The organism is Herbiconiux sp. VKM Ac-1786 (genome assembly GCF_015350805.1).
In the GTDB taxonomy this organism is placed as follows: Bacteria; Actinomycetota; Actinomycetes; order Actinomycetales; family Microbacteriaceae; genus Herbiconiux.
In genome coordinates, this window is record NZ_JADKSG010000002.1 from 217,779 (window position 1) to 243,602 (window position 25,824).

General features: G+C 73.4%; 28 protein-coding genes. 16 read left to right on the plus strand and 12 right to left on the minus strand.

Annotation, left to right across the window (positions count from 1 at the left end):
• Positions 1–138 precede the first annotated feature (138 nt).
• Entirely contained in the window at positions 139–771 is a 633-nt protein-coding gene (locus tag ITJ64_RS18945) for a TetR/AcrR family transcriptional regulator (protein WP_228508649.1), read from the minus strand.
• A gap of 80 nt (positions 772–851) precedes the next feature.
• Between ITJ64_RS18945 and ITJ64_RS12060 the strand changes: the two genes are divergently transcribed.
• From ITJ64_RS12060 to ITJ64_RS12085, 6 genes are all read left to right on the plus strand, one after another.
• Positions 852–1,277, plus strand: coding sequence for a hypothetical protein (locus ITJ64_RS12060; RefSeq protein WP_194681046.1), 426 nt, complete (start codon positions 852–854; stop codon positions 1,275–1,277).
• A 38-nt stretch (positions 1,278–1,315) separates the two neighbouring features.
• A complete protein-coding gene (locus ITJ64_RS12065) occupies positions 1,316–1,951 on the plus strand; it encodes a hypothetical protein (protein ID WP_194681047.1) in 636 nt (211 codons plus the stop codon).
• An 87-nt stretch (positions 1,952–2,038) separates the two neighbouring features.
• Positions 2,039–2,935 (plus strand): hypothetical protein, encoded by an 897-nt coding sequence (locus tag ITJ64_RS12070; RefSeq protein WP_194681048.1) that lies wholly within the window; start codon positions 2,039–2,041, stop codon positions 2,933–2,935.
• Between the two features lie 25 nt (positions 2,936–2,960).
• On the plus strand, positions 2,961–3,932 hold the full coding sequence (locus ITJ64_RS12075) for a diacylglycerol kinase family protein (RefSeq protein WP_194681049.1): 972 nt from the start codon (positions 2,961–2,963) through the stop codon (positions 3,930–3,932).
• 101 nt (positions 3,933–4,033) lie between these two features.
• The gene (locus tag ITJ64_RS12080) at positions 4,034–4,390 is read left to right on the plus strand and encodes a hypothetical protein (RefSeq protein ID WP_194681050.1); all 357 of its coding nucleotides are present in this window, start codon (positions 4,034–4,036) and stop codon (positions 4,388–4,390) included.
• Between the two features lie 13 nt (positions 4,391–4,403).
• The gene (locus ITJ64_RS12085) at positions 4,404–5,153 is read left to right on the plus strand and encodes a DUF429 domain-containing protein (RefSeq protein WP_194681051.1); all 750 of its coding nucleotides are present in this window, start codon (positions 4,404–4,406) and stop codon (positions 5,151–5,153) included.
• A gap of 7 nt (positions 5,154–5,160) precedes the next feature.
• On the opposite strand, the gene ITJ64_RS12090 is transcribed toward ITJ64_RS12085, so the two are convergent.
• Both ITJ64_RS12090 and ITJ64_RS12095 read right to left on the minus strand, forming a co-directional pair.
• Positions 5,161–6,567 (minus strand): LssY C-terminal domain-containing protein, encoded by a 1,407-nt coding sequence (locus tag ITJ64_RS12090; RefSeq protein WP_194681052.1) that lies wholly within the window; start codon positions 6,565–6,567, stop codon positions 5,161–5,163.
• Between the two features lie 106 nt (positions 6,568–6,673).
• On the minus strand, positions 6,674–7,426 hold the full coding sequence (locus tag ITJ64_RS12095; RefSeq protein ID WP_194681053.1) for a class I SAM-dependent methyltransferase: 753 nt from the start codon (positions 7,424–7,426) through the stop codon (positions 6,674–6,676).
• Between the two features lie 98 nt (positions 7,427–7,524).
• Between ITJ64_RS12095 and ITJ64_RS12100 the strand changes: the two genes are divergently transcribed.
• Entirely contained in the window at positions 7,525–9,456 is a 1,932-nt protein-coding gene (locus ITJ64_RS12100) for a cellulase family glycosylhydrolase (protein WP_370545171.1), read from the plus strand.
• Positions 9,457–9,501: 45 nt separating this feature from the next.
• Here ITJ64_RS12100 and ITJ64_RS12105 read toward each other — a convergent pair whose 3' ends face one another.
• A complete protein-coding gene (locus ITJ64_RS12105) occupies positions 9,502–10,734 on the minus strand; it encodes a geranylgeranyl reductase family protein (protein WP_228508651.1) in 1,233 nt (410 codons plus the stop codon).
• 58 nt (positions 10,735–10,792) lie between these two features.
• Between ITJ64_RS12105 and ITJ64_RS12110 the strand changes: the two genes are divergently transcribed.
• Positions 10,793–11,686 (plus strand): oxygenase MpaB family protein, encoded by an 894-nt coding sequence (locus ITJ64_RS12110; RefSeq protein ID WP_194681054.1) that lies wholly within the window; start codon positions 10,793–10,795, stop codon positions 11,684–11,686.
• Positions 11,687–12,079: 393 nt separating this feature from the next.
• Here ITJ64_RS12110 and ITJ64_RS12115 read toward each other — a convergent pair whose 3' ends face one another.
• From ITJ64_RS12115 to ITJ64_RS12125, 3 genes are all read right to left on the minus strand, one after another.
• A complete protein-coding gene (locus ITJ64_RS12115) occupies positions 12,080–13,000 on the minus strand; it encodes an ABC transporter ATP-binding protein (RefSeq protein WP_194681055.1) in 921 nt (306 codons plus the stop codon).
• Between the two features lie 72 nt (positions 13,001–13,072).
• Positions 13,073–13,501 carry a protealysin inhibitor emfourin gene (locus tag ITJ64_RS12120; protein ID WP_228508653.1) on the minus strand — a complete coding sequence of 143 codons (429 nt, stop codon included), beginning with the start codon at positions 13,499–13,501 and terminating at the stop codon, positions 13,073–13,075.
• Positions 13,479–14,546 carry a M4 family metallopeptidase gene (locus ITJ64_RS12125; protein WP_194681056.1) on the minus strand — a complete coding sequence of 356 codons (1,068 nt, stop codon included), beginning with the start codon at positions 14,544–14,546 and terminating at the stop codon, positions 13,479–13,481. The genes ITJ64_RS12120 and ITJ64_RS12125 overlap by 23 nt, the downstream gene beginning before the upstream one ends.
• Positions 14,547–14,711: 165 nt before the next feature.
• On the opposite strand from ITJ64_RS12125, the gene ITJ64_RS12130 reads away from it, so the two are divergent.
• Positions 14,712–16,298: an Ada metal-binding domain-containing protein gene (locus ITJ64_RS12130; protein ID WP_194681057.1), complete on the plus strand. Its 1,587-nt coding sequence runs from the start codon at positions 14,712–14,714 to the stop codon at positions 16,296–16,298.
• A complete protein-coding gene (locus ITJ64_RS12135; RefSeq protein ID WP_194681058.1) occupies positions 16,295–16,798 on the plus strand; it encodes a methylated-DNA--[protein]-cysteine S-methyltransferase in 504 nt (167 codons plus the stop codon). The genes ITJ64_RS12130 and ITJ64_RS12135 overlap by 4 nt, the downstream gene beginning before the upstream one ends.
• A 53-nt stretch (positions 16,799–16,851) precedes the next feature.
• Here the strand turns inward: ITJ64_RS12135 and ITJ64_RS12140 are convergent, their stop codons facing one another.
• Entirely contained in the window at positions 16,852–17,904 is a 1,053-nt protein-coding gene (locus tag ITJ64_RS12140) for an LLM class flavin-dependent oxidoreductase (protein ID WP_194681059.1), read from the minus strand.
• A gap of 149 nt (positions 17,905–18,053) precedes the next feature.
• Here ITJ64_RS12140 and ITJ64_RS12145 point away from each other — a divergent pair, with 149 nt between their 5' ends.
• Together ITJ64_RS12145 and ITJ64_RS12150 are read left to right on the plus strand one after the other, a co-directional pair.
• Positions 18,054–18,923: a universal stress protein gene (locus ITJ64_RS12145; protein ID WP_194681060.1), complete on the plus strand. Its 870-nt coding sequence runs from the start codon at positions 18,054–18,056 to the stop codon at positions 18,921–18,923.
• Between the two features lie 119 nt (positions 18,924–19,042).
• Positions 19,043–20,059 carry a DnaJ domain-containing protein gene (locus ITJ64_RS12150; protein WP_194681061.1) on the plus strand — a complete coding sequence of 339 codons (1,017 nt, stop codon included), beginning with the start codon at positions 19,043–19,045 and terminating at the stop codon, positions 20,057–20,059.
• Between the two features lie 26 nt (positions 20,060–20,085).
• On the opposite strand, the gene ITJ64_RS12155 is transcribed toward ITJ64_RS12150, so the two are convergent.
• Positions 20,086–21,060: an NAD(P)H-quinone oxidoreductase gene (locus ITJ64_RS12155; RefSeq protein ID WP_194681062.1), complete on the minus strand. Its 975-nt coding sequence runs from the start codon at positions 21,058–21,060 to the stop codon at positions 20,086–20,088.
• A gap of 119 nt (positions 21,061–21,179) precedes the next feature.
• Between ITJ64_RS12155 and ITJ64_RS12160 the strand changes: the two genes are divergently transcribed.
• From ITJ64_RS12160 to ITJ64_RS12170, 3 genes are all read left to right on the plus strand, one after another.
• The gene (locus ITJ64_RS12160; protein ID WP_194681063.1) at positions 21,180–22,778 is read left to right on the plus strand and encodes an AMP-binding protein; all 1,599 of its coding nucleotides are present in this window, start codon (positions 21,180–21,182) and stop codon (positions 22,776–22,778) included.
• A gap of 29 nt (positions 22,779–22,807) precedes the next feature.
• Positions 22,808–23,569, plus strand: a complete 762-nt coding sequence (locus tag ITJ64_RS12165) for a dienelactone hydrolase family protein (RefSeq protein WP_194681064.1) — start codon at positions 22,808–22,810, stop codon at positions 23,567–23,569.
• Between the two features lie 104 nt (positions 23,570–23,673).
• Positions 23,674–24,060 (plus strand): VOC family protein, encoded by a 387-nt coding sequence (locus ITJ64_RS12170; protein ID WP_194681065.1) that lies wholly within the window; start codon positions 23,674–23,676, stop codon positions 24,058–24,060.
• Here ITJ64_RS12170 and ITJ64_RS12175 read toward each other — a convergent pair.
• Both ITJ64_RS12175 and ITJ64_RS12180 read right to left on the minus strand, forming a co-directional pair.
• Positions 24,057–24,395, minus strand: a complete 339-nt coding sequence (locus tag ITJ64_RS12175; RefSeq protein ID WP_194681066.1) for a GNAT family N-acetyltransferase — start codon at positions 24,393–24,395, stop codon at positions 24,057–24,059. The genes ITJ64_RS12170 and ITJ64_RS12175 overlap by 4 nt on opposite strands.
• A gap of 59 nt (positions 24,396–24,454) precedes the next feature.
• Positions 24,455–25,081 (minus strand): DNA-3-methyladenine glycosylase I, encoded by a 627-nt coding sequence (locus ITJ64_RS12180; RefSeq protein WP_370545267.1) that lies wholly within the window; start codon positions 25,079–25,081, stop codon positions 24,455–24,457.
• A gap of 100 nt (positions 25,082–25,181) precedes the next feature.
• Between ITJ64_RS12180 and ITJ64_RS12185 the strand changes: the two genes are divergently transcribed.
• Positions 25,182–25,343, plus strand: coding sequence for a hypothetical protein (locus tag ITJ64_RS12185; RefSeq protein WP_179548131.1), 162 nt, complete (start codon positions 25,182–25,184; stop codon positions 25,341–25,343).
• A 16-nt stretch (positions 25,344–25,359) separates the two neighbouring features.
• On the opposite strand, the gene ITJ64_RS12190 is transcribed toward ITJ64_RS12185, so the two are convergent.
• Positions 25,360–25,797 carry a YdeI/OmpD-associated family protein gene (locus ITJ64_RS12190; protein ID WP_194681067.1) on the minus strand — a complete coding sequence of 146 codons (438 nt, stop codon included), beginning with the start codon at positions 25,795–25,797 and terminating at the stop codon, positions 25,360–25,362.
• Between the last annotated feature and the right edge of the window lie 27 nt (positions 25,798–25,824).

Here is a 25,824-nt window from a genome sequence, read left to right on the forward strand (position 1 = left end):
CGGGGTCGTGGTGGCTTCGGAGAGCGGGTCGGACAGAGCGGGGGTCGAGCAAGATGGGGCGGTCGAGCGAGGTGCGGCGGTCGAGCGAGGTGGGGCGGGAGCGAGGTGGGGCGGTCGAGCGAGATGGGCGGGCGCGCGTCAGGCGTCGCGGGCGACGGCGCGGAGGGTGCGGAAGGCGGCGCCGATGTGGTCGGCGACGGGGGCGCGCGAGCCGGCGTCGCGGCTCCAGCTCTGCATCGCGAGCCGCAGCACCGCGCCGAGCAGCGTGACGACCGCCCAGGCGTGGTCCTCCCGCTCGGCCTCGGGCACGACGTCCTGCGCGTCGAGCAGCCGGCGCGTCACGGCGACGAGGTCGGCCTCGATGTCGCCCATGGTCTGGAAGTCGCGGGCGAGCAGGTGCGGGTTCTCGATCAGCACGTGCCGCTTCTTGGCCTGGAACTCGGCGCTGCCGAGCTCCAGCGAGCCGAGCTCCTGCACGACGGCGTCGAGCAGCGTCTCGACCACCGAGCGGCCGGGCCGAGGCAGCACGTCGAGGAACCGCGAGCGCGGGATGGCCCGCGACACACCGAGCACCGCGTCCTCCTTGCTCGCGTAGTAGTTGAAGAAGGTGCGGCTGGTGACGTCGGCCCGTGCGCTGATCGCCTCGATCGTGACCTCGGCGAGCGACTGCTCGGCCGCCAGCTCGACGGCCGCGACCTCGATCGCCCGTGCCGTCTCGCGCTTCTTGCGCTCGCGCAGCCCGGGCGGGGCCGGCGGGGAGTCGATCGTCATGCGGCAATAGTTGCACACGCTAAAACTTTTCGCAACGCGAAAGAAAGCGGCCCTCGAGGTGTCGCCGTACTGTCGAGGGGATGGATGCGTGCTCCCGGCTCTGCTCACTCGTCGCGGCGATCGACGAGGGTGCCCCGGCGCGCTGGTCGACCCGTCGCTTCCTCGTCGAGATCGGTCGGGCCGGGGCCGGTGTGAGGCTCGGTCCGCTCTGGATGCTCGACGCGGCGACCGGGGGCCGCAACGTCATCCGGGGCCGCGGCTTCGCCCCGGAGTACGACGACGCCACCCGCGGGCAGGCGCGGCACTTCGCGGGGATCGTGGCGGTGGCAGCACGGGTGGGGCCGGGCGCGGCGCGCTGGGCGAGCATCCGGATCGGGGGCGACCGGCCCGATTCCGCCGACGGGCGGCTGACGGATGCGGCGGTCGAGTTCACCCGCCTGCTGTGGTCGGGCGGGCTCCCGCGCTCCGAGGCGGCCGACTGGCTGCGCGAGCGGCTCTGCGCCTGAGCCCGCGAACGATTAAGCTGGGGTCGAGGAGGCGCACCATGGCACGGCGGCGAGCGAAGAGACCTCGCTGGCTGGCGAGCGGTGAGCCGATCGCACCCCCCGAGCCGCTGTCGGCCGACGAGATCGACGCGGCCATCGCCGACGGGCTGCTGATCGCCCGGTTTTCGGCCGTGCTGGCGCTGAAGAACCGGCTGATCGTCTCGGCGCTCCGCGACGACGAGTCGTTCGACCGCGACCGGGCCGCCCGGGCTGCACGGGAGGTGCTCGAGGAGCTCGCCGAGGAGCAGGAGAACAATCTCGAGCACGCCCTCGAGGTGATCGAGGAGGCGCAGAGCGACCGCGGGGTCGCCCGGCACCAGCACGACTACAAGGCGCGCGACCTCGAGCTGCTGTCGGCGCGGCGTCGGGTCTACCGCGACGTGGCCGAGAGCATCCGTCGTGACGCCGCCGACGACGTCGCCGTGGCGCTGCTCGTCGACGACGCCCGCAAGCGGACGTGGGAGGAGATCTCGCGCGAGATCGAGGCGCGGCTCGACCAGGTTCGGGCCTCGTCGAACCTCGTGGTCGACGAGGAGTACCGCCGGCACCGCGCCGAGCGCATGCGGCGGGTGCGCGAGTTCGACCTCTGGGAGCTCGAGGACAGCCGGGCCCTCAAGGCGCGCCGCCGGCGCTGAGCCCCGCCCCGCACCCGGCCCCCGCCGCTGACCCCTGCCCCGCACCCGGCCCCCGCCGGAGTAGGTTCGTCCTCGGGAGGTCGAGCCGTGCCGGATGATGTCGCCGAAGCCATACGCTCCTACGGCGACGCCCTCACGCCGTCGTCGATCGTGGTCGACGAGACGCGGCTGCTGCGATCCCACGTCGGCGGCGCGCTGCTGCACAGTCCGCGGGTGCGCCGCATCCTCGACACCGGATCGTTCGCGCACGGCACCGCGGTGGCCGGCCGCAGCCGCCTCGACTGCCTGGTCGTGCTCGATGGCCCGAAGCCCCGCACCCTCGCCAAGGCGATCGACACCCTGCGCGCCGCCCTCGTCGAGGGGGCCGGGTCGACCGGCGCCCCGGCGTCGGCGCTCGGCGTCTTCGCCTCCCGCCTCGAGAACGGCGACTCGCTCGTGATCGACCGACCCGGCACGGCCGGCCTCCGACTGATCCCCTCCTACGAGGCGAAAGACGCCGGAACCGTCGACACCGTCTGGGTGCCCGACGCGGCGCACCGCTGGGTGCCGCACCTGCCCGGGTCACGGGAGCTGCTGCTGTCCCGCATCGACGACGACGGGGCGCTCCGGGCGCTGATCCGGCTGCTGATCGCGTGGAAGCACGAGCACGGCATCGGCATCACCTCCTACTACCTCGAGACCATCGCCCTGCGGCAGGCGCTGCAGCAGCGCTCCTTCAGCCTGCTCTGGGACGTCTGCTGGGTCTGGGAGCGGCTCGCCAACGACGGCCTGCTGCCGCTGCCCGATCTCACGAGCCCCACCGGCACCCAGCGGGTGCTGCCCAAGGCCTCGCTGGCGCGGTCGATCGAGGAGCAGTTCGCCGTCGAGCGGGCGGCCTCCACCGCACGCGGGGCGATCAACGCCTACATGGACGGCGACTCCGCGCAGGTGGCCCGCTGCCTCCGCGCCCTCTTCGGCCCCGCGTTCCCGGGGGTGGGGGAGTAGCGACCCCCCTGGTACGGTCTCGGAGATGACCGCACCCCGAGCAGCGCTCGTCTACAACCCCATCAAAGTCGACCTCGACGCCCTGAAGGCCGCCGTCGCGGCCGAGGAGGCCGAGGCGGGCTGGGCCGAGACCCTGTGGCTCGAGACCTCCGTCGACGACCCCGGTCAGGGCCCCGCGAAGAAGGCGCTCGACGAGGGCGTCGACCTCGTGATCGCCGCCGGGGGCGACGGCACCGTGCGCGCGGTCGCCGAGGTGCTCGGCGGCACGGGGGTGCCGCTCGGGCTGCTCCCGTCCGGCACGGGCAACCTGCTCGCGCGGAACCTCGACCTCACGCTCGACGACGTCGAGAACGCGCTGCAGACGGCCTTCCGCGGCACCGAGCGGGCCATCGATCTGGGGCTGGTGCGCATCCGTCACGAGGACGAGAAGGTCACCCAGCACGCCTACCTCGTGATGGTCGGGCTCGGCCTCGACGCGAAGATGCTCGCCGCCACCGACGACGAGCTGAAGGCGAAGGTCGGCTGGCTGGCCTACGCGAAGGCGATCGCCACCGTGCTCCGCGACAAGAACCAGCTGCGGCTGCGCTACAGCCTCGACGGCAAGGCGCCGCGGAGCGTCCGGGCGCACACGATCATGGTGGGCAACTGCGGGTCGCTGCCGGCGAACATCCTGCTGCTGCCCGACGCCGCGGTCGACGACGGCCTGTTCGACATCGTGCTGCTGCGACCGGAGGGCTTCTTCGGCTGGCTGCAGATCATGGGCAAGATCTTCTGGGAGAACGGCGTGCTGCGGCGCACGGCCGTTGGCCGCCGACTGATGGGCTCGGCCCGCGAGGTGCGGGCGCTCAACTACCTGCGCGGCAAGGAGCTCGTGCTGCGCCTGCGACGGCCCGAGGAGATCGAGCTCGACGGCGACGGCTTCGGCACCGCGATCGCCATGAAGACCTGGATCGACCCCGGCGCCCTGCGCGTCAAGGTGCCGCAGAACGAACAGTGAGTGCTACACCAGTCGAATCTTTCTGACAAGCCCGTATAACCTGACGAACTTATTGCTAGTCTCTCTAATAATCAGTCGGCGTTACACGGGAAGGCTTCGTCATGGCACTGCTCACGAACATCACCGCAGTGCGGGCACCGCGCATCGAGGAGTCCGCCACCGTCACGCCGATCGCCGCACCGCTCAGCTGGGCCACCCCCGAGTCGAAGCTCTGGATCGCCTCGCGCAACGGGGAGTACGCCGGAATGATCGAGTACACCGAGGGCCACTTCCTGGCCACGGGTGCCACCGGCTTCGACCTCGGCGGCTTCAGCGACCTCGGCCAGGCCATGGCTGCCGTCGACCGCGGCCCGATCGCCGGGCGTCTGCCCGTCGGCGTGCTGTCGAACGTCGCCATCGTCTCGGCGGTCGTGGCGCTCTCGATGGTGGGCATGGGCCTCACCGTCATCGCCGCCTGACCCCCATCCCACGGTGCTGACGGCGGGGGTCGACCTCGCGGCTGAGACCGCCGGCACCGCCCTCGCCACCGTCCAGTGGTCGTCGTCGGCGGCCGTGCTGCGCTCGCTCGAGAAGGCTGTTCCGGATGCTCGGATCGCCGCCGTGGCCGAGACCGCCGTGTCGACGGGCATCGACTGCGCCTTCGGCTGGCCCGACGAGTTCGTCGCCTTCGTCGCGGCCCACGCCCGGGGCGAACGGATCGCCGGCGAGCTCGCCGGCATGCCCTGGCGCCGCACCCTCGCCTATCGCGAGACCGACCGAGTGACGCGCGAGGTCACCGGCCGCTGGCCGCTCAGCGTCTCGACCGACCGCCTCGGCCTGACCGCCATGCACTGCGCGGCCCTGCTCGAGGGCATCGCCGATCGGATCGGCCCGGTCGACCGCTCGGGCGCGGGCCCCGTCGCCGAGGTGTATCCGGGGGCGTCGCTGCGGCTCTGGGGCTTCGACACGCGGGGCTACAAGACCGACGCCGCGGTGCGGGCCGGCCTCCTGGCCCGGTTCGGCGAGCGGATGCCCTGGCTCGACCTCGGGTCGTTCGCCGACCTCATGGTCGCCGACGACGACGCGTTCGACGCCGTGGTGGCGGCGCTCGTCGCCCGGGCGCACGCGCTCGGACTCACGCCCCCGCCGCCCGCCGAGCACCTCGACCGCGCGCGCCGCGAGGGCTGGATCGCCCTTCCGCCCCGCGAGCTCGCCGCGATCGCGCCGCGCCCGGCGCCGTGACGACCGCTCAGAGCGCCCGGCGCTCCGCCTTCTTCAGCCGGGGCCGCCGCGCGTAGTCCCGCGCCCGCCCGCTCGACAGCGCGATCAGGATCAGGATGTCGAGCGACACCCCGATCAGGTTCGTGCCGAGCGTGATCTGCGCGCCACCCAGGTGGTCGATCAGCGCGATCACGATGTTGATGGTGCTGAACAGCATCACGAGCACGCGGGCCACGTTGCTGCCGAAGAACATCAGCACCCCGAACAGCAGCTGCGCCAGACCGAACAGCGCCGAGATCACGACGACGCCCCAGAGCACCACCTCCCGCGCATCCACCCCCGCCGGCAGCACGTCGTCGGAGTCGATCGAGATCAGGTCGCGCACGCCCTGCCAGTCGAACACCACGGCGGCGATGACGAACAGCGGCGAGAACGCCCGCAGCACCACCACGGCCGCACCGAACACGATCTGCGCCGGGCGCCGCACCGTCTTGTCGGGCACGGGAGAGGCGTTCGGGCCGACGTGCGGCGTCGGCACCGGCGCGTGCGTCTGGGCGGCGGCCTCCGCGGTCGGCGTCACCGCCCGCAGGTCGATCACGGGTAGGTCGCCGTCGGTGACGATGGCGTCGCCGCCGCCGTTCCGCGAGTGGTAGCCGGTCGCGAAGTCCTTCAAGAGGTCGATCTCGGCCGCCGGCACCGACTGCTCGATCGTGGCGACGATGTGGTCGCGCTCGACGTCGGTGTTCTCGTCGATCTTGTGCGTGACCTGCAGCGTGAACAGCGAGAAGCCGACCGCTCGGTCGTAGGTGCCGGCCGCGAGCCAGTCGGTCGAGTGCCCGCCGGGCAGCAGCCAGTCGTCGGGGCAGCGCCAGAACCGCACGTGGTGGCGCTTGGACGGGTTGCCCTTCACCTCCTGCTGGTAGGCGAAGTCCTGGTTGCGGCCGAACAGCATCAGCGGGCTGACGGGCGCCTCGTCGTAGCTCCGGCGGAGCACGGTGGAGCGCACGATCCGCAGGCCGCTGCGCAGGCTCAGGTCGTCGGCGCGGGTCCAGCCCGCGGCCCTCATCGCCGTGTGCAGCTGCTCCTCGGCGCCGAGCAGGCCGAGGTTCACCGGGTCGCCGAGCAGCCCGTCGCTCGTGCGGGTGCGGCCGATGAAGTAGTTCGGCACGTAGATGTTGGTCAGGATGCGGTGCAGCCGCGGCAGCGCGATGTAGGCCACGAGCACCCAGAACACGAGGTAGAACCAGACCTGCGCCCAGCCCGACTCGAAGCCCTGGGTGAGCACCAGGTAGGCCAGCCAGACCGAGGCCGCTCCGGCGATGACGAAGAAGAGGTTGTCGAGCACCGCGTTGATCGAGAAGCGACGCAGCCGGGTGCGCGGGCCGTGACCTGGAACGCGCTCGCCCACGGCGGCGGGGGCCGGCGTCTCGGGCATGTCCCCACGATAGCGGCCCGCCGTGTCACGCCGTGCGGCGGTTCGCCGACGGGATGCGGCGGCCGCGCATCCGCTCGGATGCGCACCCGCCCAAATGCGCATCCGCTCAGATCGGGCGGGCGATCGTGACGCGGGTCAGGTACGGCAGCGGGTAGCGGTCGAGGCCGGCGAGGTCGGGGTGGGTGTCGAGCAGCTCGTCGAGGGCGGCGAGCAGCTCGGCCCGGGCCGGCTCGTCGAGCGCGATGACGCTGCTGCGGGAGCTGACGAGGGAGTGCAGGGCGGCGCGGTCGAGCTCGTTGGTCCAGCGGAACTCGGCGTAGGCGTCGCGGCGCAGCGGCTCGGCCACCGGGGGAGCGGACGTCTCGTACTCGTCGGCGATCGAGGCGCCGATCACCGCGGTCAGGCGCCGCACCCAGTCGACCTCCTCGTCGCGCACGTTCCAGACCAGCGCCAGCACGCCACCCGGCCGCAGCACCCGCGCGGCCTCCCGCGACGCCGCCCCGACGTCGACCCAGTGCCACGACTGGGCGTAGGTGACCACGTCGGCCGAGTCCTCGCCGAGCGGCAGCTGCTCGCCGGTGCCCTCGACGGCGACCACCGTCGGCAGCTTGGCGGCCAGCCGGGCGCGCATCAGCTCGTCGGGCTCGACGGCGGTGACGGATGCGCTGCGGCCCACCAGCGACGCCGTGAACTTGCCCGTCCCGGCTCCCACGTCGACCACGTCGGGCCGGGCGTCGTCGTCGGTGGCGGCGCGGGACAGCAGCCACTCCACCGCGTCGTCAGGATAGCCCGGTCGGCCGGCGTCGTAGGCGGCGGCCTCGGTGCCGAAACTCAGTGCGTACTGCGGATCCTTCGCCATGCGACCATCCTCGCACCGCAGGCTCGGCGGGCGGGTAGTCTCGTGCGAGCAGGCACGGGCTGCGAGCCGGCACGAGCCGCGCGGGGACGGGGGACGACGTGGTGGGATGGCGGGCCGGAGCGGTCGCGATGCTGCTCGTCGCGGCCGTCGTGGGCACGGCCTCGGTCGCCTCGGCGTCCGCGCTGCCGGCGGGCGCGGCCTCCGCACTGCCGGGTGACACCGCCCCGACGTCGTCACCGCGCCACAGCGGCACCGCGGGCCCCGGCCCCATCGGATCGGGGGAGACCATGTCACCGCTGCCCGCCACTCCGCAGAGCGACCCGGCCACGCCGCCGCCCGCGTCGGCATCCGGAACCGCCCCGGACGCCTCGGCCCCGGCAGCCCCGCCCGCTGTGCCGCTCGCGGGCGACCTCGCAGCCACCCTGCCCGGCCCGCTGCACACCGACGGCGGCCGCATCGTCACCGCCGACGGCAGCACCTACGTGATCAAGGGCATCTCGTGGTTCGGCATGGAGACCACCAACTGCGCCCCGCACGGCCTCTGGTCGATCAGCCTCGACGCCGGGCTGGCGCAGATCGCGTCGCTGGGGTTCAACACGATCCGGCTGCCGTTCTCGAACGAGTGCCTCGCGCAGTCCGTGACGACCTCGATCAACGCCTTCGAGAATCCGACCCTCGTCGACCTCACGCCGCTCGAGCTGATGGACGCCATCGTGCAGGCGGCGAAGTCCTACGGCCTGAACGTCATCCTCGACCGGCACCGGCCCGATTCGGCCGCGCAGTCCGACCTCTGGTACACCGAGCGCTTCCCCGAGGAGGCGTGGATCGCCGACTGGCAGATGCTCGCCGAGCGCTACCGCGGCGAGCCGTCGGTCATCGGGGTCGACCTGCACAACGAGCCGCACGGCGCAGCCTGCTGGGGCTGCGGAGACTCCTCGGTCGACTGGCGGGCCGCCGCCGAGCGCGCCGGGGACGCCGTGCTCGCCGTGAACCCCGAGCTGCTCGTCATCGTCGAGGGCGTCGAGCGGCAGGGCTCGGGCGGCACCACCTGGTGGGGCGGGGGTCTGGCGGATGCGGGCGGCGACCTCGTCTCGCTCGCCGTGCCCGACCGGGTCGTCTACTCGCCGCACGACTACCCGGCGTCGATCTACGCGCAGACCTGGTTCTCCGACCCGGCCTACCCGGCGAACCTGCCCGGCGTGTGGGACGCGAACTGGGGCTACCTCGCCCGCGAGGGCATCGCCCCGGTGCTCGTCGGCGAGTTCGGCTCGAAGCTGCAGACCACCAGCGACCGGCAATGGTTCGAGAACATCGTGTCCTACCTCGGCTCGACCGGCATCAGCTTCTCGTACTGGTCGTTCAACCCCAACAGCGGCGACACCGGCGGCATCGTGCAGGACGACTGGGTCACCCCGCAGGCCGAGAAGGTCGCCGCGCTCGGGCCGCTGCTCGGGGCGGGCACGACCGTCGCGCCGCACGCCGCGGCTCCGTCGGCGGGCGGGTCGTCGTCGCCCACGCCCACGTCTTCTCCCACTCCCACTCGTTCTCCGGCTCCGGATGCCCAGCCCGGCACCCCCGGCACCGCCACCCCCTCGGGCGCCGCTCCCGCCCGCCCCGCGACCCCCGGTGCCCGCATCGGCGGAACGGCCCGCGACGGCGCACCCGGACCGGTGACCGCCCCCGGCTCGCCCGCCCCCACTCCCACGCCGACCACGCCCGGATCGGCCTCCGCCGACGACCTCTCGGCCGCCTGGTCGCTGCAGAGCACCTGGGACGAGGGCTACGTCGCCGAGCTCAAGGTCACCAACACGGGCGGATCGTCCGGCTGGACGGCCTCCTGGTCCGACCCGGGCGCCACCGCCGTCGTGAACTCCTGGGGCATGCGCTGCGAGCTCGCCGCCGGCGTGATCACCTGCACGGGCGCCGACTGGGGCACCTACATCGCCCCGGGCCAGACCATCACGGTCGGCGCGCAGGTGCAGTCGACGTCGACCCCGGCGTCGCCCGAGGTCACGCTCACCGCGAAGTAGCTCGCGCCTCCGTCAGTCGGGCGACGACGCGCGAGGCGCGGGCCGTCAGGCGAGGCGGCGGGCGACCGCACGCGCGATCGGGTGCCGTGCCACGCGGGCGAGCGAGGTCTCGCCGCGGCAGAAGCGCGCGAACCAGCGCGCGCCCCACCGTGTCCGCAGCAGCGAGTGCACGAGGCCGCGCCGCGTCTCGAAGAAGCGCAGCAGTTCGGCACCCAGCACCTGCTCGGGTTCGAGCGCGCGGCGGATGCGCTCCGCGTAGGCGTCGAGGTCGGGCATCCGCTCGTCTGACCCGGACGCACCCCCTGCACCCGCCACCCCTGCTGCGCCGGCCGCAGGCGTCGCGACCGCCGCGGCCGCCGCCTCGCCCGCCCAGGTGCCGGAGCGGAGGGCGAACGAGATGCCCTCGCGGGTCCACGGTTCGAGGAGGCCGGCGGCGTCGCCCGCCACGAGCACGCGTCCGCGGCGCACGGGGGAGCCCGCCACCCGCCACTGCGTGAGGTGCCCCGAGGAGTGCAGCGTCTCGGCGTGCTCGAGTCCGAGGTGCCGGCGCCAGGCGGCGAGGTACTCGCGGGTCTCGTCGGGCCGGCCCTTCCGCTGGATGACTCCCACCGTCAGCGAGTCCCGCTTCGGGAACACCCAGGCGTAGCTGCCCGCCGCGCCGCCCCAGTCGAGGCGCACCCGGTCGCGCCAGGCGGTGGAGTCGGCGGGCATCGCGACCTCGTCCTCGAGCCCGAGGTCGACGCCGCCGATCTCGACGCCCACGTGCCGGGCGGTGCGTCCGCCGGTCCCGTCGGCGCCGATGACGACCCGCGCCGCCGCCGTCGCCGTGGCCGTGCGCACGAGCACCGGTCGGGCCGGGTCGTCATCCGCCTGGATCTCCCGCACCGCCACCCCGTCGACGAACACCGCCCCCGCCTCGGTCGCGGCCTCGACCAGCGCCTGATCGAACTCGGATCGCCGCACCATCGCGAGGTACGGCGACGGCCGCCGCAGCTCGAACGCCCGACCGAACCGCTCGGTCACGAGCGACGCCCGCACCCGCGATTCGATCGTGTGCCGGGCCGCCTCGGGCACGTACCGCAGCGACTCGCCGAGCAGCCCCCCGCCGCACGTCTTGTACCGCGGGAACGTCGCCCGATCGACCAGCAGAACGGATGCTCCGCCCTCCGCCGCGGCCCGCGCCGCACTCGCCCCGGCCGGCCCCGCGCCGATCACGATCACGTCCCACACGACGCGGTCGGCCGACCACTCGGGCGCAGACGCATCGTTCTCGGGCATGCCCCCGAGCCTACGTGCCCCGCGCCCCCTGCCAGGGGCCGGTGGTAGCGTCGGCGGCATGGTCGGGCTCGCGGACATCGCGCCGGAGGGCATCCTGCTCGCCGGTGCCGGCCGGGCGATCCTGCTGCAGATCGCGCTGCCCGGCGTGGGCTACGGAGTTGCGCGGCACAGTGACTTCGCGTCGCGGCCGATGAGCCGCCTGAACGCCACCCTCAGCTACGTCTACGCGCTCTCGAACGGCTCGGCCGACGACGTCCGCCGGATGCGCAAGGCCGTCAACCGGGCACACGCCCCGGTCGCGAACCCGCCGCGCGGCCCCGCGGCCGCCCGCCCGCCCGGCGCCGGCCGGCCCGGTGCCCAGCCCACGGACGACGCCACCGTCGCAGCCGTCGCATCCGTCGCCGACGCCGATACGCGGGACCACCGGACGTCGGGCGACCCGCGGTACGACGCGCGGGACCCCGAGCTGCAGCTGTGGGTGGCGGCCACGCTCTACGACACCGCGATCTCCGTGTACGAGCGGGTGTTCGGGCCGCTCGCCCCCGACGAGGCCGAGCGGGTCTACCGCGAGTACGCCGTGCTCGGCACCGCGTTGCAGATGCCGGCCGAGCTCTGGCCGGCCGACCGCGCGGCCTTCCGCGCGTACTGGCACGGGATGCTGCCGCGGCTTCGGGCCGACCCGCCGATCCGCGCGGTGGCGCGCGAGCTGCTGAAGGCCGAGAAGGCGGCGCTGCCCATCCGGGTGGTGATGCCGCTCGCCCGCTTCGCGACCATCGGCCTGCTGCCGCCGAGCGTCCGCCCCCTCTTCGGCTTCCGCTGGACCCCCGCCCAGCAGCACCGCCTCGACCGCCTCTTCCGCGTCATAGCCCCCGTCTACCGCCGCCTCCCGCGCCCCCTCCGCCACCTCCCGCAGCGCCGCTACCTCGCCACCCTGGCCCGCCGCTACCCCTGACCCCTGTGTGGAGCCTTACCGGCCGCGTCCGCACTCGCGGTGCCGGCACCCCCGGTGCCCGCACCCGCCATGTCTCCACCAGCCGTGCTCCGACCTGCGGCGCTCTCCTACCCGCGGCTCCTGCCACACGTCCATTCACCGAGCCCCACGTGGTAGCCCGCGGTTGCGGGCTGCTCGGACCGTTGCGCACGAGCCGCCTCGGCGGTGGCGTCCATCGGTGGAGGGGTCACAGCGATCGTCTCCTGCGAGACTCGCCGCGCGTTCATCTCACGCTCTGGCAGGGTCGGATCGATGGGGGTTGCGGTGGGGGTGGGCGGGACGCGCATCCGTCACCCACCCGCGGGCGAGGGCGGGACGCGCATCCGTCACCCGGCCGGGCGGGGCCGGCGACGGTCAGGGGCGGTGGGCGCCTGAGCGGGCGTGCCAGCGGCCGCGGTGGTGCTCGATGTCGATGGGGTGGGCGAAGGTGGCCGTGACGTTCGCCGTGGTGAGCACGTCGGTGGCCGGGCCGATCGCCGTGACGCGGCCGTGCGCGAGCAGCATCGCGTGGGACGTCGTGCTCGGCAGCTCCTCGAGGTGGTGCGTCACGAGCACCGAGGCGAGGCCGGGGTGCGTCTCGCGCACGCGGTCGAGGGTGTCGAGCAGCTGCTCGCGGGCGGCGACGTCGAGGCCGGTGGACGGCTCGTCGAGCAGGAGCAGCTGCGGATCCGTCATCAGCGCCCGCGCGATCAGGGTGCGGCCGCGTTCGCCCTGCGAGAGCGTGGTCCACGGCTCGGTGGCGCGGTCGGCGAGCCCGAGCAGCTCGATGAAGGCCTCGGCGCGGTCGCGATCATCCGCACTCGGTGCCCACCGCGGCACGATCTCGACCGAGCCGGTCAGCCCGGTGAGCACCACCTCGCGGATGCTCAGCCCCGACCCGAGCGGATGCCGCGGATTCACGTGCCCGATCGACCGCCGCAGCGCCTGGAGCTCGACGCGCCCGATGCGCTGCCCGAGCACGTGCACCTCTCCGCTCGACGGATGCTGCACCGCCCCCGCGAGGCTGAGGATCGTGCTCTTCCCGGCCCCGTTCGGCCCGATCAGCGCCCAGTGCTCGCCGGACCGCACCTCGAACGACACGTCATCCAACAGCACCCGCCCCTGCCGCACGAACCGCACCCCGCGGAACTCGAGCACCGCCGCACCCGCGCTCGCGGGCGCCTCGATGTCGGTTGGCGCACGCGTGGCGCCGACCGAGCCGCTATGCGCCTCGGTGGGCGTCTCGCGTGGTCGAACCCGCGCGCCGGGGTCGGGGGAGGAGGGTGGGACGCTCATCCGTCCATTCTCACCCGGGCCGGGGACGCAGGTGGTGCGCGCAGGCCGCGCGGTCGGCGGCGGGCGGCGCGGTCAGCGGCGGGACGCGTCCTTGACGCGGTCGACGAGGTCGCGCCAGGGGCCGTCGAGGTGCTGCTCGGGCACGCGGGCACCGTGCGAGACCTCGGGCTCGTCGGGCGCGTCGACGAGCACCCGGATCGTGTAGACGAAGCGGTCGGCACCGGATGCTCCGGCTCCGTCGGGCCCGGATGCTCCGCTATCGTCCGCCGGGTCGGGGGCGTCCCACGGACACGACTCCACGAGCGAGAGCCACGAGTCGACGTCGTTCTCCTCCGACGCCTCGATGCTCCACTTCGGCGACACGCCGGCGACGCCGCCCGACCGCGCCACCGTGATGCGCAGCTCGCGCCCACCACCACCAGCAGGCGCGGCGGCGGCGCCCGCGGGCTGCGGTGCTCGCGCGGGGTCGGCGGCGGATTCAGGCGGGGTCTGGTCGGTCATCGCTCCTCACGCCCACGGTAGCCCATGCCGTCACGATCGCGGCAGCCTCCGTGGAGTCGTCGCCGAAGCGCGAGCGAGCAGCCGACACGGTGGCTTCGGCGAACGCCGCGAAGTCGGCCGTCGGCGCGAGCGACCCGGTGATCGCGTCGTACCAGACCTGCCCCGCGCGCTCCCACGCGAAGCCGCCGAGCTCGATCGCCGCGAGCGCGAACGCCCGGTTCGGGATGCCCGAGTTCAGGTGCACCCCGCCGTTGTCGTCGGCGGTGTCGACGTAGTCGTCCATCGACGCCGGCTGCGGATCCTTGCCGAGCACGTCGTCGTCGTAGGCCGTGCCGGGCGAGAGCATCGAGCGCAGCGCCCGCCCCTCCACGGCGGCGGTGAACAGCCCCTCGCCGATCAGCCAGCTCGCCTCGTCGGCGGTCTGCCCGAGTCGGTGCTGCTCGACGAGCGCCCCGACCACGTCGCTGAACGACTCGTTCAGCGCCCCCGACTGCCCCTGGTACTCCAGCGCGGCCGTGTACTGGGTGACCCCGTGCGCCAGCTCGTGCCCGATCACCGACAGCGACGCCGTGAACCTGCCGAAGACCTCGCCGTCGCCGTCGCCGAAGACCATGCGCTGCCCGTCCCAGAAGGCGTTGTCGTAGTCGACCCCGTAGTGCACGGTGGCGTCGAGCGGCAGGCCGCGCCCGTCGATCGAGTCGCGCCCGAAGGCCTCGGCCAGCAGCGCGTGGGTCGCGCCGAGCCCCTCGTAGGCCTCGTTCACGGCCGGGTCGCCCGACACCGCATCTCCTTCGCGCCGCACCACGCGGCCGGGCAGCGTCTCGGTGCGACCCGCGTCGGAGATCGTGCGCAGCGGCGCCGCATCCTCCGCCGCCACCGGCTGCCCGGGCACCGGCGGCACGAACGCCTCCCGCCGGCGCTCCTCGCGCAGCGGCGGATCGGCCAGCAACGACCGTCGCGCCGCCTGAGCGGCCCGCTGCATGCCGTCGGCCTCGGTCTCGGCGATGCGGGCCAGCAGATACGGGGGAACGATCGAGTGCGCCATGCCCCGACCCTACGGCCACCCTCCGACACCCGCTCGCGTCGAGCCGCCGAGCCGACGAGCCGTCGAGCGAGTCGAGCCGCCGACCCGGTCGATCCGCCAGACCACCCCACTGCCATGTCCGATTCCCGCTAGAACCGAGCGGATGCCCGTGCGAGACTCCCTCTCATGGACTTCGCCGAGCGCTACCGCATCATCTCCTCGCGCGACCCCCGCTTCGACGGACAGTTCATCACCGCCGTCCGCTCCACGGGCATCTACTGCCGCCCCAGCTGCCCCGCGCGCACCCCCAAGGAGCAGAACGTCACCTTCTACGAGACCAGCGCGGCCGCCCACGAGGCGGGTTACCGCGCCTGCAAGCGCTGCCTCCCCGAGGCCGTCCCGGGCACTCCCGCCTGGAACCTCCGCGACGACCTGGCCGGCCGATCGATGCGCCTCATCTCGGACGGCGTGATCGAGCGCGAGGGCGTCGACGGCCTCGCCCGCCGCCTCGGCTACTCCACCCGTCACCTCACCCGCGTGCTCACCGAGGAGCTCGGCGCCGGCCCCCTCGCCCTGTCCCGCGCCCACCGCGCGCAGACCGCCCGCACGCTGCTCACCTCGACCGACCTGCCGATGGCCGACATCGCCTTCGCGGCGGGCTTCTCGAGCATCCGCCAGTTCAACGACACCGTCGCCGAGGTGTTCCGGCTGACCCCGACGGCGATCCGCGAGCGCCAGTCCCGCCACGACACGGCCGCCCCCGGCTCGATCACCCTCGCCCTGCCCTACCGCGAGCCCCTCGACATCGACGGCCTCTTCGTCTGGCTCGCCGTCCGCGCCATCCCGGGCGTCGAGCAGCTCGGAACCGACGCCGAGGGCCGCCTCGACTCCTACTCCCGCTCGCTCGCGCTGCCGGGCGGCCCCGCGTGGTTCAGGGTGCGACGGATGCCCGGCGGCACCACCCCGCGCCTCCTCCTCGACGCCCGGCTCACCGCCCTCGGCGACCTGCCCGTGCTGGTGTCGCGCATCCGCCGCCTGTTCGACCTCGACGCGGATCCGGTGGCGATCGACGAGGCGCTGTCGGTCGGCGCCGAGGCGATCGCCGCCGAGGGTGGCTCGTCGGCGGTGGCCGGGCGCGCGCTGGCGGCCCGGGTGGCGGCGACCCCGGGCATCCGGATGCCCGGCGCCGTCGATCCCGCCGAGATGCTGTTCCGCGCCATCGTCGGCCAGCAGATCACCGTCGTCGCGGCCCGCACCCTGCTGCACCGCCTGACGCTCGCCGCCGGGTCGACCTTCCCCGCCCCGCCGCCGGGCGCCACCCCGGACGCGTCCGCGCCGACCCTGCTCTTCCCCACGCCCGCGCAGATCGCCGAGCACGCCGGATCCGTGCTCACCGGCCCCCGCGCGAAGATCGCCACCGTCGTGAACACGGCCGAGCTGCTGGCGTCCAGCGCCCTCGAGCTCTCGTTCGGCGACGACGCGGCCGAGCAGCGCCGCCGCCTCGTCGCACTCCCGGGCATCGGCGACTGGACCGCCGGCTACCTCGCCATGCGCGTGCTGAAGAACCCCGACGTGCTGCCCACCGGCGACGTGGCGCTGCGAACCGGCGCCCGCCGCCTCGGGTTCCCGGATGCTCCGCGAGCCCTCGCGGCCTGGGCCACCCCCTTCGCGCCGTGGCGCACCTACCTCTCGCTGCACCTCTGGTCGGCGTCGGCCCCACCGCCCCGCCCCGAACGCGACACGTCCACCACCCCCACCGAGGAGACCCCATGACCGCCCTGATCCAGTTCGTCGACACCCCCGACGGGCCGTTCGGCCTGATCGCCGACGCCGACGGCCGCGTCATCGCGTCCGGCTGGACGGCCGACCCCGCCGCGCTCCTGGCGCGCCTCGCGCCCGCGCTGCGGCCGACCGAGCTGCAGCCGGGCGTGACCGGCGCGGCGGAGGCGGTCACCGCTTACTACTCCGGCGACGTCCGGGCGATCGACACGGTCGAGGTCGCCCAGACGGGAGGCGGATTCCACCGCGCCGGATGGGAGGCGCTGCGGACGATCGAGCCCGGGCATCCGCTCAGCTATCAGCAGTTCGCCGCGCACCTCGGACGCCCCACCGCCGTCCGGGCGGCGGCCAGCGCCTGCGCGCGCAACGCGGTCGCGTTGTTCGTGCCGTGCCACCGGGTGCTGCGCACCGACGGCACCCTCGGCGGCTTCGCCTGGGGCACCGCCGTCAAGCGCTCCCTCCTCGCCCGCGAGGCCGAAGCCGTCGCGGCCTGAGGCGGCCCGGTCGGCCCGGCTCGCCGACCGCGCCGATGCGGCGGCAGTGAAGGTCAGGCCGGAACCGGCGCCTCCGCCAGCAGCTCCCGCACCCGCGGGATGACCTGTGTGCCGTACAGCTCGATGCTCGTCATCAGGTTCGCGTGCGACAGCGGCCCGTTGCCGTACTTGAGGTCGAAACGGTCGACCCCGAGCACCCGCACGGCCGACGCGATCTTCTGCGCCACCGTCTCCGGGGACCCGACGTAGAGCGAGCCGTGCGGCCCCGCCTCCTGCTCGAAGTGCGCACGCCCCATCGGCGACCAGCCGCGCTCGCGCCCGATGCGGTTCATCTGCGACTGGTAGTGCGGCCAGAGCTGCTCGCGGGCCTCCTCGTCGGTGGCCGCGACGTGCCCGGGGGAGTGCACGCCGACCGGCTGGCGGTCGAAGCCGAACTGGTCGAGCGCGCGGTGATAGAGGTCGGCGAAGGGGGCGAAGCGCGCGGGGTCGCCGCCGATCACCGCGAGCATCAGCGAGAAGCCGTAGCGGGCGGCGCGCACGACCGACTCGGGGCTGCCGCCGACGCCGACCCAGGTCTTCAGCAGCCCGGTCTCGAGCTGCGGGAAGACCTGCTGGCCCTTCAGGGGAGCACGCGTCGAGCCCTCCCAGGTGACGGGCTCGCCCGAGCGCACGGCGGCGAAGAGGTTCAGCTTCTCCTCGAACAGGCGCTCGTAGTCGCCCAGCTCGAAGCCGAACAGCGGGAACGACTCGGTGAACGACCCGCGCCCGAGGATGACCTCCGCGCGCCCGTTCGACAGCGCATCCAGGGTCGAGAAGCGCTGGAACACCCGCACCGGGTCGTCGCTCGAGAGCACGGTCACGGCCGAGCCGAGGTGGATGCGCGAGGTGCGCGCCGCCACCGCCGCCAGCACGACCTCGGGGGCCGAGACGGCGAAGTCGTCGCGGTGGTGCTCGCCGAAGCCGATGAAGTCGACGCCCACCTCGTCGGCGAGCACGGCCTGGTCGACGAGGTTCCGCAGCACCTGCGCGGCGGGCAGCAGGCTGCCGTCGGGGGCGGCGGTCACGTCGCCGAAGGTGTCGAGTCCGAGCTGGAGCTGCTCTGCCATGGTCTGAAGTCCTGTCCGTCGATGCCGCGCCTCACGCCCATTATCCATGCGTGTGTATGAAAGCAGACAACCGGATGCTCGTCAGCAGTATTCCGCGCGGCCCCCGCCTGCCAGACTGGAGCCCCGTCACCCGTCGTGAGGAGCCACCCATGTCCGCCCACATCCTCGTCGGATTCGACGGCTCGACCGCCGCCCAGACCGCCCTCGACTGGGCCCTCCGCCGCGCGGAGGCCACCGGCTGCGACGTCGAGGTGCTCTACGTCGCCGACACCTCGTGGGACTCGGAGGCGTTCACGGCCGCCCCGCTGCTGCAGCAGAAGGGCGAGGTCGTGGCCGCCGAGGCCGCGTTCCACGCCGACAGCAAGGCGCCGCACGTCACCGTCACGTCGAAGGTGCGGCGGGGCAACCCCGTCACCGAGCTCGTCGCCGAGGCCGAGGCGATCGGCGCGAGCCTGCTGGTGGTCGGCAGCTACCGCAAGGATCTGTACGAGCGCCTGACCACGAGCGCGGTCAGCCTCCGGGTCGCGGCGTCGGCCACGGTGCCGGTCGCGGTCATCCCCGACCTGCCCGCGACCAAGCGCCACGGCGTGGTCGTCGGCGTCGACGGCGGGCCCTCCTCGGCGCGGCTCGTGCGCACCGCGCTCGCGGAGGCGGCCCTGCTCGGCGAGCCCGTGCGCATCCTGACCGCGTGGACGCTGCCGCCCCTGATGCAGCCCGAGTTCACCGACGGCTCGGAGCTCTACGAGGCCCTCGAGCAGCGCGCCAAGGACGTCGCCGAGGAGACCGCGGGCCAGGCGCAGCGCGAGGACGGCAGCGGCGTCGTCGTCGAGACGCAGGTCGTGCTCGCCGCTCCGTCGGCCGCGCTGGTGACCGCGGGCAAGGAGGCGGCCCTGCTCGTCGTGGGCAGCCACGGCCGGCACGGCATCGGCCGGTTCCTGCTCGGCTCGGTGAGCCACGACGTCATCCTCGGGGCGCAGTGCCCGGTGCTCGTGCTGCGGGTGACCGACAAGGCGGCCTGACCCGTGGAGGCCGAGCCGGCCGCGGCAGCTGCTGAGCCACCAGGCGGGCGGGCCACGGCGCCGATTCCGCTCTGCGCGCATTCGGCGAACACCCCGGAAACGCCCGGTATCGTGAACGCGTGTCCGACAGCCCTCTCGCCCAGAGCCCCTACGAGGTGCTCGGCGTCGGCGCGGCTGCGACCCAGGACGAGCTGAAGAAGGCCTACCGCCGCCTGCTCCGCGAGACCCACCCCGACACCGGGGGCGACGCCGTGCGCTTCGTCGCCGTGCAGCGCGCCTGGGAGCTCGTCGGCAGCCCCGACGACCGCGCCGCCTACGACCGCGGGTCGCGCGGCGGCGGCTCCGGCAGCACGCACGCCGCCGGGGCCTCGGGCTCGGCGTCGACCCCGGGGTCGGGTTTCGGCCCGGCGACGGGCGGCCGCGCATCCGGTCGCCCCGCCAGCTCGACCGTGAAGGCCCGCACCTACGGGCACCCCGGCGGCCAGGAGCGCGAGGTCTACCTCACGCTGCTGCGCGAATGGGTGGGCCGCGGTGTCGAGATCGCCGACCCCTACGACGCGGCGCTCGTGCGCAGCGCCCCGCGCGAGATCCGCGGCTGGCTCGCGAAGGCCATCGCCGAGGAGTCGACCGCGGGCCTCGTCTCGACGCTCGGCATCGGCTACACGATCTGGAACAACGTGCTCTCGGGTCGCTCGGCGAACGGCGTCCCCGAGACGATCGACCACGTCGTGCTCGGCCCCTCGGGCCTCTACGCCATCCAGTCCGAGGACTGGGGCGGCGAGGTGCGCCTGAAGAAGGACGAGCTCGTCGGCGAGACCGTGCACCCCGACGACGAGCCGCTGCACGAGCTGCACCGCGCCGCCAAGTCGCTCGGCCGCTCGCTGGGCGTGAAGTTCACCTCGCTCGTCGTGGTGGTTCCGGATGCCGCACTCGCCGAGCCCGCGGAGACCGTCGATCGCGGCCGGCTGTCGGGCTCGATCGTGGTGCGCCGCTCGCTGCTGCCGCAGCTGCTGCGGAACGGCGTCGACGGAGCCGCGGGCGGGCGCGGCGGCTGGGGCGGCGGCGCCGAGCGCACGAGCATCGACCGCGTCTTCGAGCTGCGCACCCGGCTGCAGAACGGCATCCGCCTGGCCTGATCGGCCGGAGCGACCGGAGCGACCGGCTAGACCACGAGCAGGATCTTGCCGATGTGCGCCGAGGACTCCATCAGCCGGTGCGCCTCGGCCGCCTCCGCGAGCGGGAAGCGCGCCCCGATCACCGGCCGCACGCGCCCGTCGGCGACGAGCGGCCAGACGTCCTCGAGCACGCTGCGGATGATCTCGGTCTTCTCCTCGGCCGGCCGGGCCCGCAGGCTCGTCGAGCGGAGCGTGCCGCGCTTGCGCATCAGCGCCCCGAGGTCGAGGGCGGCCGGCCCGCCGCTGGAGGCGATGTTCGCGATCCGCCCGTTCACCGCCAGCGCGGCGACGTTGCGGTCGAGGTAGTCGCCGCCCACCACGTCGAGCACGACGTCGGCGCCGCCGGCCTCGCTCTGCACCCGCTCCACGAAGTCGTCCCGGGTGTAGTCGATCAGGATGCTCGCCCCGAGCTCCCGGCACGCCTCGAGCTTCTCGGCCGAGCGCGCCGTCACCGCGACCCGGGCGCCGAAGGCGCGGCCGAGCTGCACGGCCATCGTGCCGATGCCGCTCGAGCCGCCGTGCACGAGGAGCGTCTCGCCCGAACGCAGCCCGGCGAGCTGGAAGACGTTCGACCACACGGTCGCCACCACCTCGGGCAGCCCCGCGGCGTCGACCAGGTCGACGGAGTGGGGCACCGGCAGCACGTGCCCGGCGTCGACCACGACGCGGGTGGCGTAGCCCCCGCCGCCCAGCAGGGCGCAGACCCGGTCGCCCACCGCGAAGCCCGACGACTCGGCACCCGCGCCGAGTTCGGCGACCGTGCCCGACACCTCGAGCCCCGGCCACGCGGGCGCTCCCGGCGGCGGTGGGTAGTGCCCCTGCCGCTGGCTGACGTCCGCCCGGTTCACCCCGGCGGCGGCCACCTCGATCAGCAGCTGACCCGGCCCGGGGCGCGGGTCGTCGACGTCGGAGAGCTCGAGAACGGATGCGTCGCCGGGGTGGGCGATCAGAACGGCCTGCATGACGGCCACGCTACGCCTCTGTCCGCCCTCGGCGCCGCACCCGCGAGAACGCCGGGGAACTTGCGAGAACTCCTCGATTCGGTGTCGAATAGGCCAACGACTATCGAAGGAGATAGCTCATGACCCGTTCGTCCTACCCCGACGTCGACATCCCCGACCTCAGCGTCTACGACGCCCTGTTCTCCGGCATCGCCGAGGCCGACCTCGATCGGGTCGCGCTCGTCGACGGCCCGAGCGGCGACGAGACCAGCTACCGCGCCCTGATCGCCCAGATCGACGCGCTCGCCGGCTCGCTCGCGGCCCGGGGCTTGGCGGTCGGCGACCGCGTCGGCATCCTCTGCCCGAACGTGCCCGCGTTCGCGACGGTGTTCCACGGCGTGCTGCGGGCCGGCGGCACCGCCACCACGATCAACTCCCTCTACACCGCGGGGGAGATCGAGAACCAGCTCACGAGCGCCGGTGCCACCTGGCTGTTCACCGTCTCGCCGCTCTACGCCCACGCCGCCGAGGCCGCCTCGAAGGCCGGTATCGACGCCGACCACCTCGTCGTCATCGACGGTGCCGAGGGCCACCCGTCGCTCCGCGATCTGCTGTTCGAGCGGGCGGCGCCGCCGGAGGTCTCGTTCGACCCGGCGACGCACCTCGCCGTGCTGCCGTACTCCTCGGGCACCACCGGGCGGCCGAAGGGCGTCATGCTGACGCACCGCAACCTGGTGGCGAACATCCACCAGTGCCGCGACGTCATCCCGCTCTCCCGCGACGACCGGGCGCTCGCGGTGCTCCCGTTCTTCCACATCTACGGCATGTCGGTGCTGCTCGACTACGCCCTCCTGCAGCGGGCCGCCCTGGTCACCATGCCGAAGTTCGATCTGGCCGAGTTCCTGCGCACGGTGAGTGAACAGCGCTGCACGTGGGTGTTCATCGCGCCACCGATCGCGGTCGCGCTGGCCAAGCATCCGCTCGTCGACGAGTACGACCTCTCGGGCGTCGAGGTGATCTTCTCGGGAGCCGCCCCGCTCGACCGGGAGCTCGCGAAGGCGGTCGCCGGCCGCATCGGCTGCCAGGTGCGCCAGGGCTACGGCATGACCGAGACGAGCCCGGTCACGCACGCCATCCCGATCGAGGGCGACATCGACCTGTCCTCGATCGGGCTGGCCATCCCGAACACCGAGTGCCGGCTCGTCGACCCCGAGACCGGCGCCGACATCGAGGTGCCGGATGCGGGCACCAGCGCGGCCGGTGAGCTCCTCGTGCGCGGTCCCCAGGTGATGAGCGGCTACCTCAACGACGAGGAGGCGACGGCCCGCACCATCGAGCCCGACGGCTGGCTGCACACCGGTGACATCGCGACCGTCACCTCGGAAGGCGTCTACGCCATCGTCGACCGGCTGAAGGAGCTGATCAAGTACAAGGGCTACCAGGTGGCCCCCGCGGTGCTCGAGGCGGTGCTGCTCTCCCACGCCGACGTGGTCGACGCGGCCGTCGTGGGCGTGCCCGACGAGGACGCGCAGGAGGTGCCCAAGGCCTTCGTGGTGCGCCGTCCCGACGCCGGGGACGACTTCGACGAGGCCGCGGTGATGGCCTTCGTCGCCGAGCGGGTCGCCCCGCACGAGAAGGTGCGACTGGTGGAGTTCATCGACGCCATCCCGAAGTCGACCTCCGGCAAGATCCTGCGGAAGGACCTGCGCTCGCGGGTGGGGCGGCACGCTCTGACCTGACTGTCGGCGGGGAGTGGTAGACCGAGACCATGACCGACTACAGCCCGACCCACCAGGCCCTGCTCGACACCGTCCCGCTCCCCGCGGGTGCCCGCATCGAGGGCGAGCGCATGCACTACGACGAGAGCGGCACCGCGCTCGACGGCTTCCTGGTCGCCGACGCCGCGACCGACGGCCCGCGTCCGGCGGTGCTGGTGCTGCACGACTGGACGGGGGAGCAGGAGTACACCCGCGTGCGTGCCGAGATGCTCGCCCGCCTCGGCCTCGTCGCCTTCGCCGCCGACCTGTACGGGGCCGGGGTGCGCCCCACGGGCGACGACGCGGCCGCCGAGGCGGGCAGGTACTACGGCGACCTTCCGCTGCTCCGTCGCCGGGTGCAGGCCGCCTACGACGTGCTCGCGAGCGATCCGCGGGTCGACCCGTCGCGCATCGTCGTGATCGGCTACTGCTTCGGCGGCTCGGCCTCGATCGAGTTCGCCCGCACCGGGGCGGCGCTCGCCGGAGCCGTCAGCTTCCACGGCGGTCTCGTCACGCATGATCCGGCCGACGTCGAGAGCATCCGCACGCCCCTGCTGGTGCTCACCGGCGCCGACGACCCGGTCGTGCCCGACGAGGCGGTCGTGGCGTTCGAGGACGAGCTGCGGCAGAACCCCGCGATCGACTGGCAGATCGTGCTCTACAGCGGTGCTCCGCACGCCTTCACGCTGCCCGAGGAGTCGAGCTGGCGCCCGGTGGCCGACGCACGCAGCTGGCGGGCGTTCCGGGCGTTCCTCGACGAGGTGCTCGCCTAACCCGTCACCCGGAGGTCTTCACCCGCCACCGGCCCGGGGGGGGGGGGGGCCTTTACCCGCCGCCGGAGCCGTGGCATTGTGGACACTGTACACAGGAGGTGCGCATGCTCACGACCAGCCACGGTTTCAGCGGTTTCAGCGTCACGGACGTCGACGAGTCCCGGCGGTTCTACCAGGACGTCCTCGGGCTCGAGGTCTCGATGAACGAGATGGGCATCCTCGACATCGCGCTGCCCGCGAACGGCGCGCACGTGCTCGCCTACCCGAAGCAGGATCACGTGCCGGCGGTGTTCACCATCCTGAACTTCGCCGTCGACGACATCGACCGGGCGATCGACGAGCTCGAGGCCGCCGGCGTGAGCCTGGAGCGCTACGAGGGCATGCCGCAGGACGAGCGCGGCGTGATGCGGGGCAAGGCGGCCGGCCAGGGCCCCGACATCGCGTGGTTCCTCGACCCCTCGGGCAACATCCTGTCGATCCTCAGCGACTAGAGCGACGCGCGCAGTTCGATCGACACCGGGTCGATGATGTCGTCGAAGTCGTGGTGCTTCTCGACGTAGCGCTCGACGAAGGGGCAGATCGCCACCGCGCGCAGGCCCGCGTCGCGCACCTGCTCGAGCGTGCCCTTGATCAGGGTGCTGCCGTAGCCGTGGCCCTCCTGAGCCGGGTCGATCTCGGTGTGCAGGAACACACGGTCGATGCCGCGGTCGGTGTAGACGGTGAACCCGACCTCCTCGCCGTCGACGAGCAGGGCGTAGCGGTTCTGCTCGGGCTGGGGCACGACCTCGACGGTCGCCTGCGGGTTGTCGCTCTCGTTCTCGGTCATGTCCCCAGCGAAGCAGATTCCGAGCGGATGCGCGAGCGGCACGCGTGGCCCCGCCGGGGTCACCTCGGCGAGCCGTCGGGCGCCCACACCCCCGAGCTGCCCCTCCGGTGGCTGCCGACCAGATGCGTGTCGACGATGCCGACCGCCTCCATCAGCGCGTGCATCGTGGTGGGCCCGACGAAGCGGAACCCCTTCGCCCGCAGCGCCGCCGCCAGCGCGGTCGACTCGGGGCTGATCGTCGGCACCTCCGCCATCGTGCGCGGCAGCGGGGTGCGGGCGGGCCGGAACGACCAGATCAGCCCGGCCAGTCCGCCTGGCGTTCCGGGGTCGTCGCGGAGGGCCACGGTCGCCCGGGCGTTGCCGATCGTCGCCAGGATCTTGGCGCGGTTCCGCACGATTCCCGGGTCGGCCAGGAGACGCGCGACGTCGTCGTCGCCGAAGCCGGCCACGGTGTCGGGGTCGAAGTCGCGGAACGCGGCCCGGAACGCCGGCCGCTTCCGCAGGATGGTGGCCCAGGACAGTCCCGACTGGAAGCCCTCGAGGCTCAGCCGCTCGTACAGCCCGCGCTCGTCGTGCACCGGCACACCCCACTCGGTGTCGTAGTACTCGCGCAGCAGCGGATCGACCGACGCCCAGGCCGGGCGGGCCAGGCCGTCGGGACCGGTCACGACGTCGGGGCTGGACACGACCTCGGGGCCCGACACGGCGGGGGAGGCGGCGGGGGCATTCTCTGCGGGCGGCACCCGTCTAGTATTGAACGAAGCCACTACTGAGGAGGATCACCGGATGAACGTGCTCGCTGCCATCGGAGCCATTCTGCTGTTCCTCCTGGGCATGTTCCTGTTCGGCACGCTCGCCAACGCGTGGGTCTTCTTCGCCGGCATCCTGTGCGTCTCGGGCTCGGTCTTCCTGGCCACGTCGATCCTCTCGACGCAGCGCCGCCACTAGCCGCGAAGCATCCGGCTCAGGAGACCAGCTCCTCCAGCGCCTTCGCCAGGCGTCGCTCGCGCGTGGCGTCGGTCTTCGCGTCGACGATCGACGTCGCGATGCGCTTCTTGTTCGTGTACGAGAGCGCGGCGAACGCGGCCGCGGCATCGGCGTCCCCGGCCAGAGCGGCGGCCAGAGCATCCGGAAGCTCGACCTCGCGCGGCGCCTCGTCGAGCTCGACCCCGACCACGACCGTGTCACCGGCGGCGACGCCCGCGGCCGCCCGGTTCTCGGCGCTCAGTGCGATCAGGAACTGCCCGGTGTAGAACACGATCGAGCTGCGGTAGCTGTGGCCGCCGATGGTGACGACGACCGGGATGCGCTTGCCGCGGTCGAGCGCCGTCACCACGCTCTCGGGCACCGGGATGCCCGTGTTGTTCTTGCCGCTGGCGAGGATCGTCGTGCTGAACTCCATGTCAGCAGTATGGCCCAGCGAAATGGT

Excerpts from the sequence above, each read along its gene's own strand:
- ITJ64_RS18945 (WP_228508649.1), bottom strand. The coding sequence starts at position 771 with ATGACGATCGACTCCCCGCCGGCCCCGCCCGGGCTGCGCGAGCGCAAG.
- ITJ64_RS12060 (WP_194681046.1), top strand. The coding sequence starts at position 852 with ATGGATGCGTGCTCCCGGCTCTGCTCACTCGTCGCGGCGATCGACGAG.
- ITJ64_RS12065 (WP_194681047.1), top strand. The coding sequence starts at position 1,316 with ATGGCACGGCGGCGAGCGAAGAGACCTCGCTGGCTGGCGAGCGGTGAG.
- ITJ64_RS12075 (WP_194681049.1), top strand. The coding sequence starts at position 2,961 with ATGACCGCACCCCGAGCAGCGCTCGTCTACAACCCCATCAAAGTCGAC.
- ITJ64_RS12080 (WP_194681050.1), top strand. The coding sequence starts at position 4,034 with ATGGCACTGCTCACGAACATCACCGCAGTGCGGGCACCGCGCATCGAG.
- ITJ64_RS12090 (WP_194681052.1), bottom strand. The coding sequence starts at position 6,567 with ATGCCCGAGACGCCGGCCCCCGCCGCCGTGGGCGAGCGCGTTCCAGGT.
- ITJ64_RS12095 (WP_194681053.1), bottom strand. The coding sequence starts at position 7,426 with ATGGCGAAGGATCCGCAGTACGCACTGAGTTTCGGCACCGAGGCCGCC.
- ITJ64_RS12105 (WP_228508651.1), bottom strand. The coding sequence starts at position 10,734 with ATGCCCGAGAACGATGCGTCTGCGCCCGAGTGGTCGGCCGACCGCGTC.
- ITJ64_RS12110 (WP_194681054.1), top strand. The coding sequence starts at position 10,793 with ATGGTCGGGCTCGCGGACATCGCGCCGGAGGGCATCCTGCTCGCCGGT.
- ITJ64_RS12115 (WP_194681055.1), bottom strand. The coding sequence starts at position 13,000 with ATGAGCGTCCCACCCTCCTCCCCCGACCCCGGCGCGCGGGTTCGACCA.
- ITJ64_RS12120 (WP_228508653.1), bottom strand. The coding sequence starts at position 13,501 with ATGACCGACCAGACCCCGCCTGAATCCGCCGCCGACCCCGCGCGAGCA.
- ITJ64_RS12125 (WP_194681056.1), bottom strand. The coding sequence starts at position 14,546 with ATGGCGCACTCGATCGTTCCCCCGTATCTGCTGGCCCGCATCGCCGAG.
- ITJ64_RS12130 (WP_194681057.1), top strand. The coding sequence starts at position 14,712 with ATGGACTTCGCCGAGCGCTACCGCATCATCTCCTCGCGCGACCCCCGC.
- ITJ64_RS12135 (WP_194681058.1), top strand. The coding sequence starts at position 16,295 with ATGACCGCCCTGATCCAGTTCGTCGACACCCCCGACGGGCCGTTCGGC.
- ITJ64_RS12140 (WP_194681059.1), bottom strand. The coding sequence starts at position 17,904 with ATGGCAGAGCAGCTCCAGCTCGGACTCGACACCTTCGGCGACGTGACC.
- ITJ64_RS12145 (WP_194681060.1), top strand. The coding sequence starts at position 18,054 with ATGTCCGCCCACATCCTCGTCGGATTCGACGGCTCGACCGCCGCCCAG.
- ITJ64_RS12155 (WP_194681062.1), bottom strand. The coding sequence starts at position 21,060 with ATGCAGGCCGTTCTGATCGCCCACCCCGGCGACGCATCCGTTCTCGAG.
- ITJ64_RS12160 (WP_194681063.1), top strand. The coding sequence starts at position 21,180 with ATGACCCGTTCGTCCTACCCCGACGTCGACATCCCCGACCTCAGCGTC.
- ITJ64_RS12165 (WP_194681064.1), top strand. The coding sequence starts at position 22,808 with ATGACCGACTACAGCCCGACCCACCAGGCCCTGCTCGACACCGTCCCG.
- ITJ64_RS12170 (WP_194681065.1), top strand. The coding sequence starts at position 23,674 with ATGCTCACGACCAGCCACGGTTTCAGCGGTTTCAGCGTCACGGACGTC.
- ITJ64_RS12175 (WP_194681066.1), bottom strand. The coding sequence starts at position 24,395 with ATGACCGAGAACGAGAGCGACAACCCGCAGGCGACCGTCGAGGTCGTG.
- ITJ64_RS12185 (WP_179548131.1), top strand. The coding sequence starts at position 25,182 with ATGAACGTGCTCGCTGCCATCGGAGCCATTCTGCTGTTCCTCCTGGGC.
- ITJ64_RS12190 (WP_194681067.1), bottom strand. The coding sequence starts at position 25,797 with ATGGAGTTCAGCACGACGATCCTCGCCAGCGGCAAGAACAACACGGGC.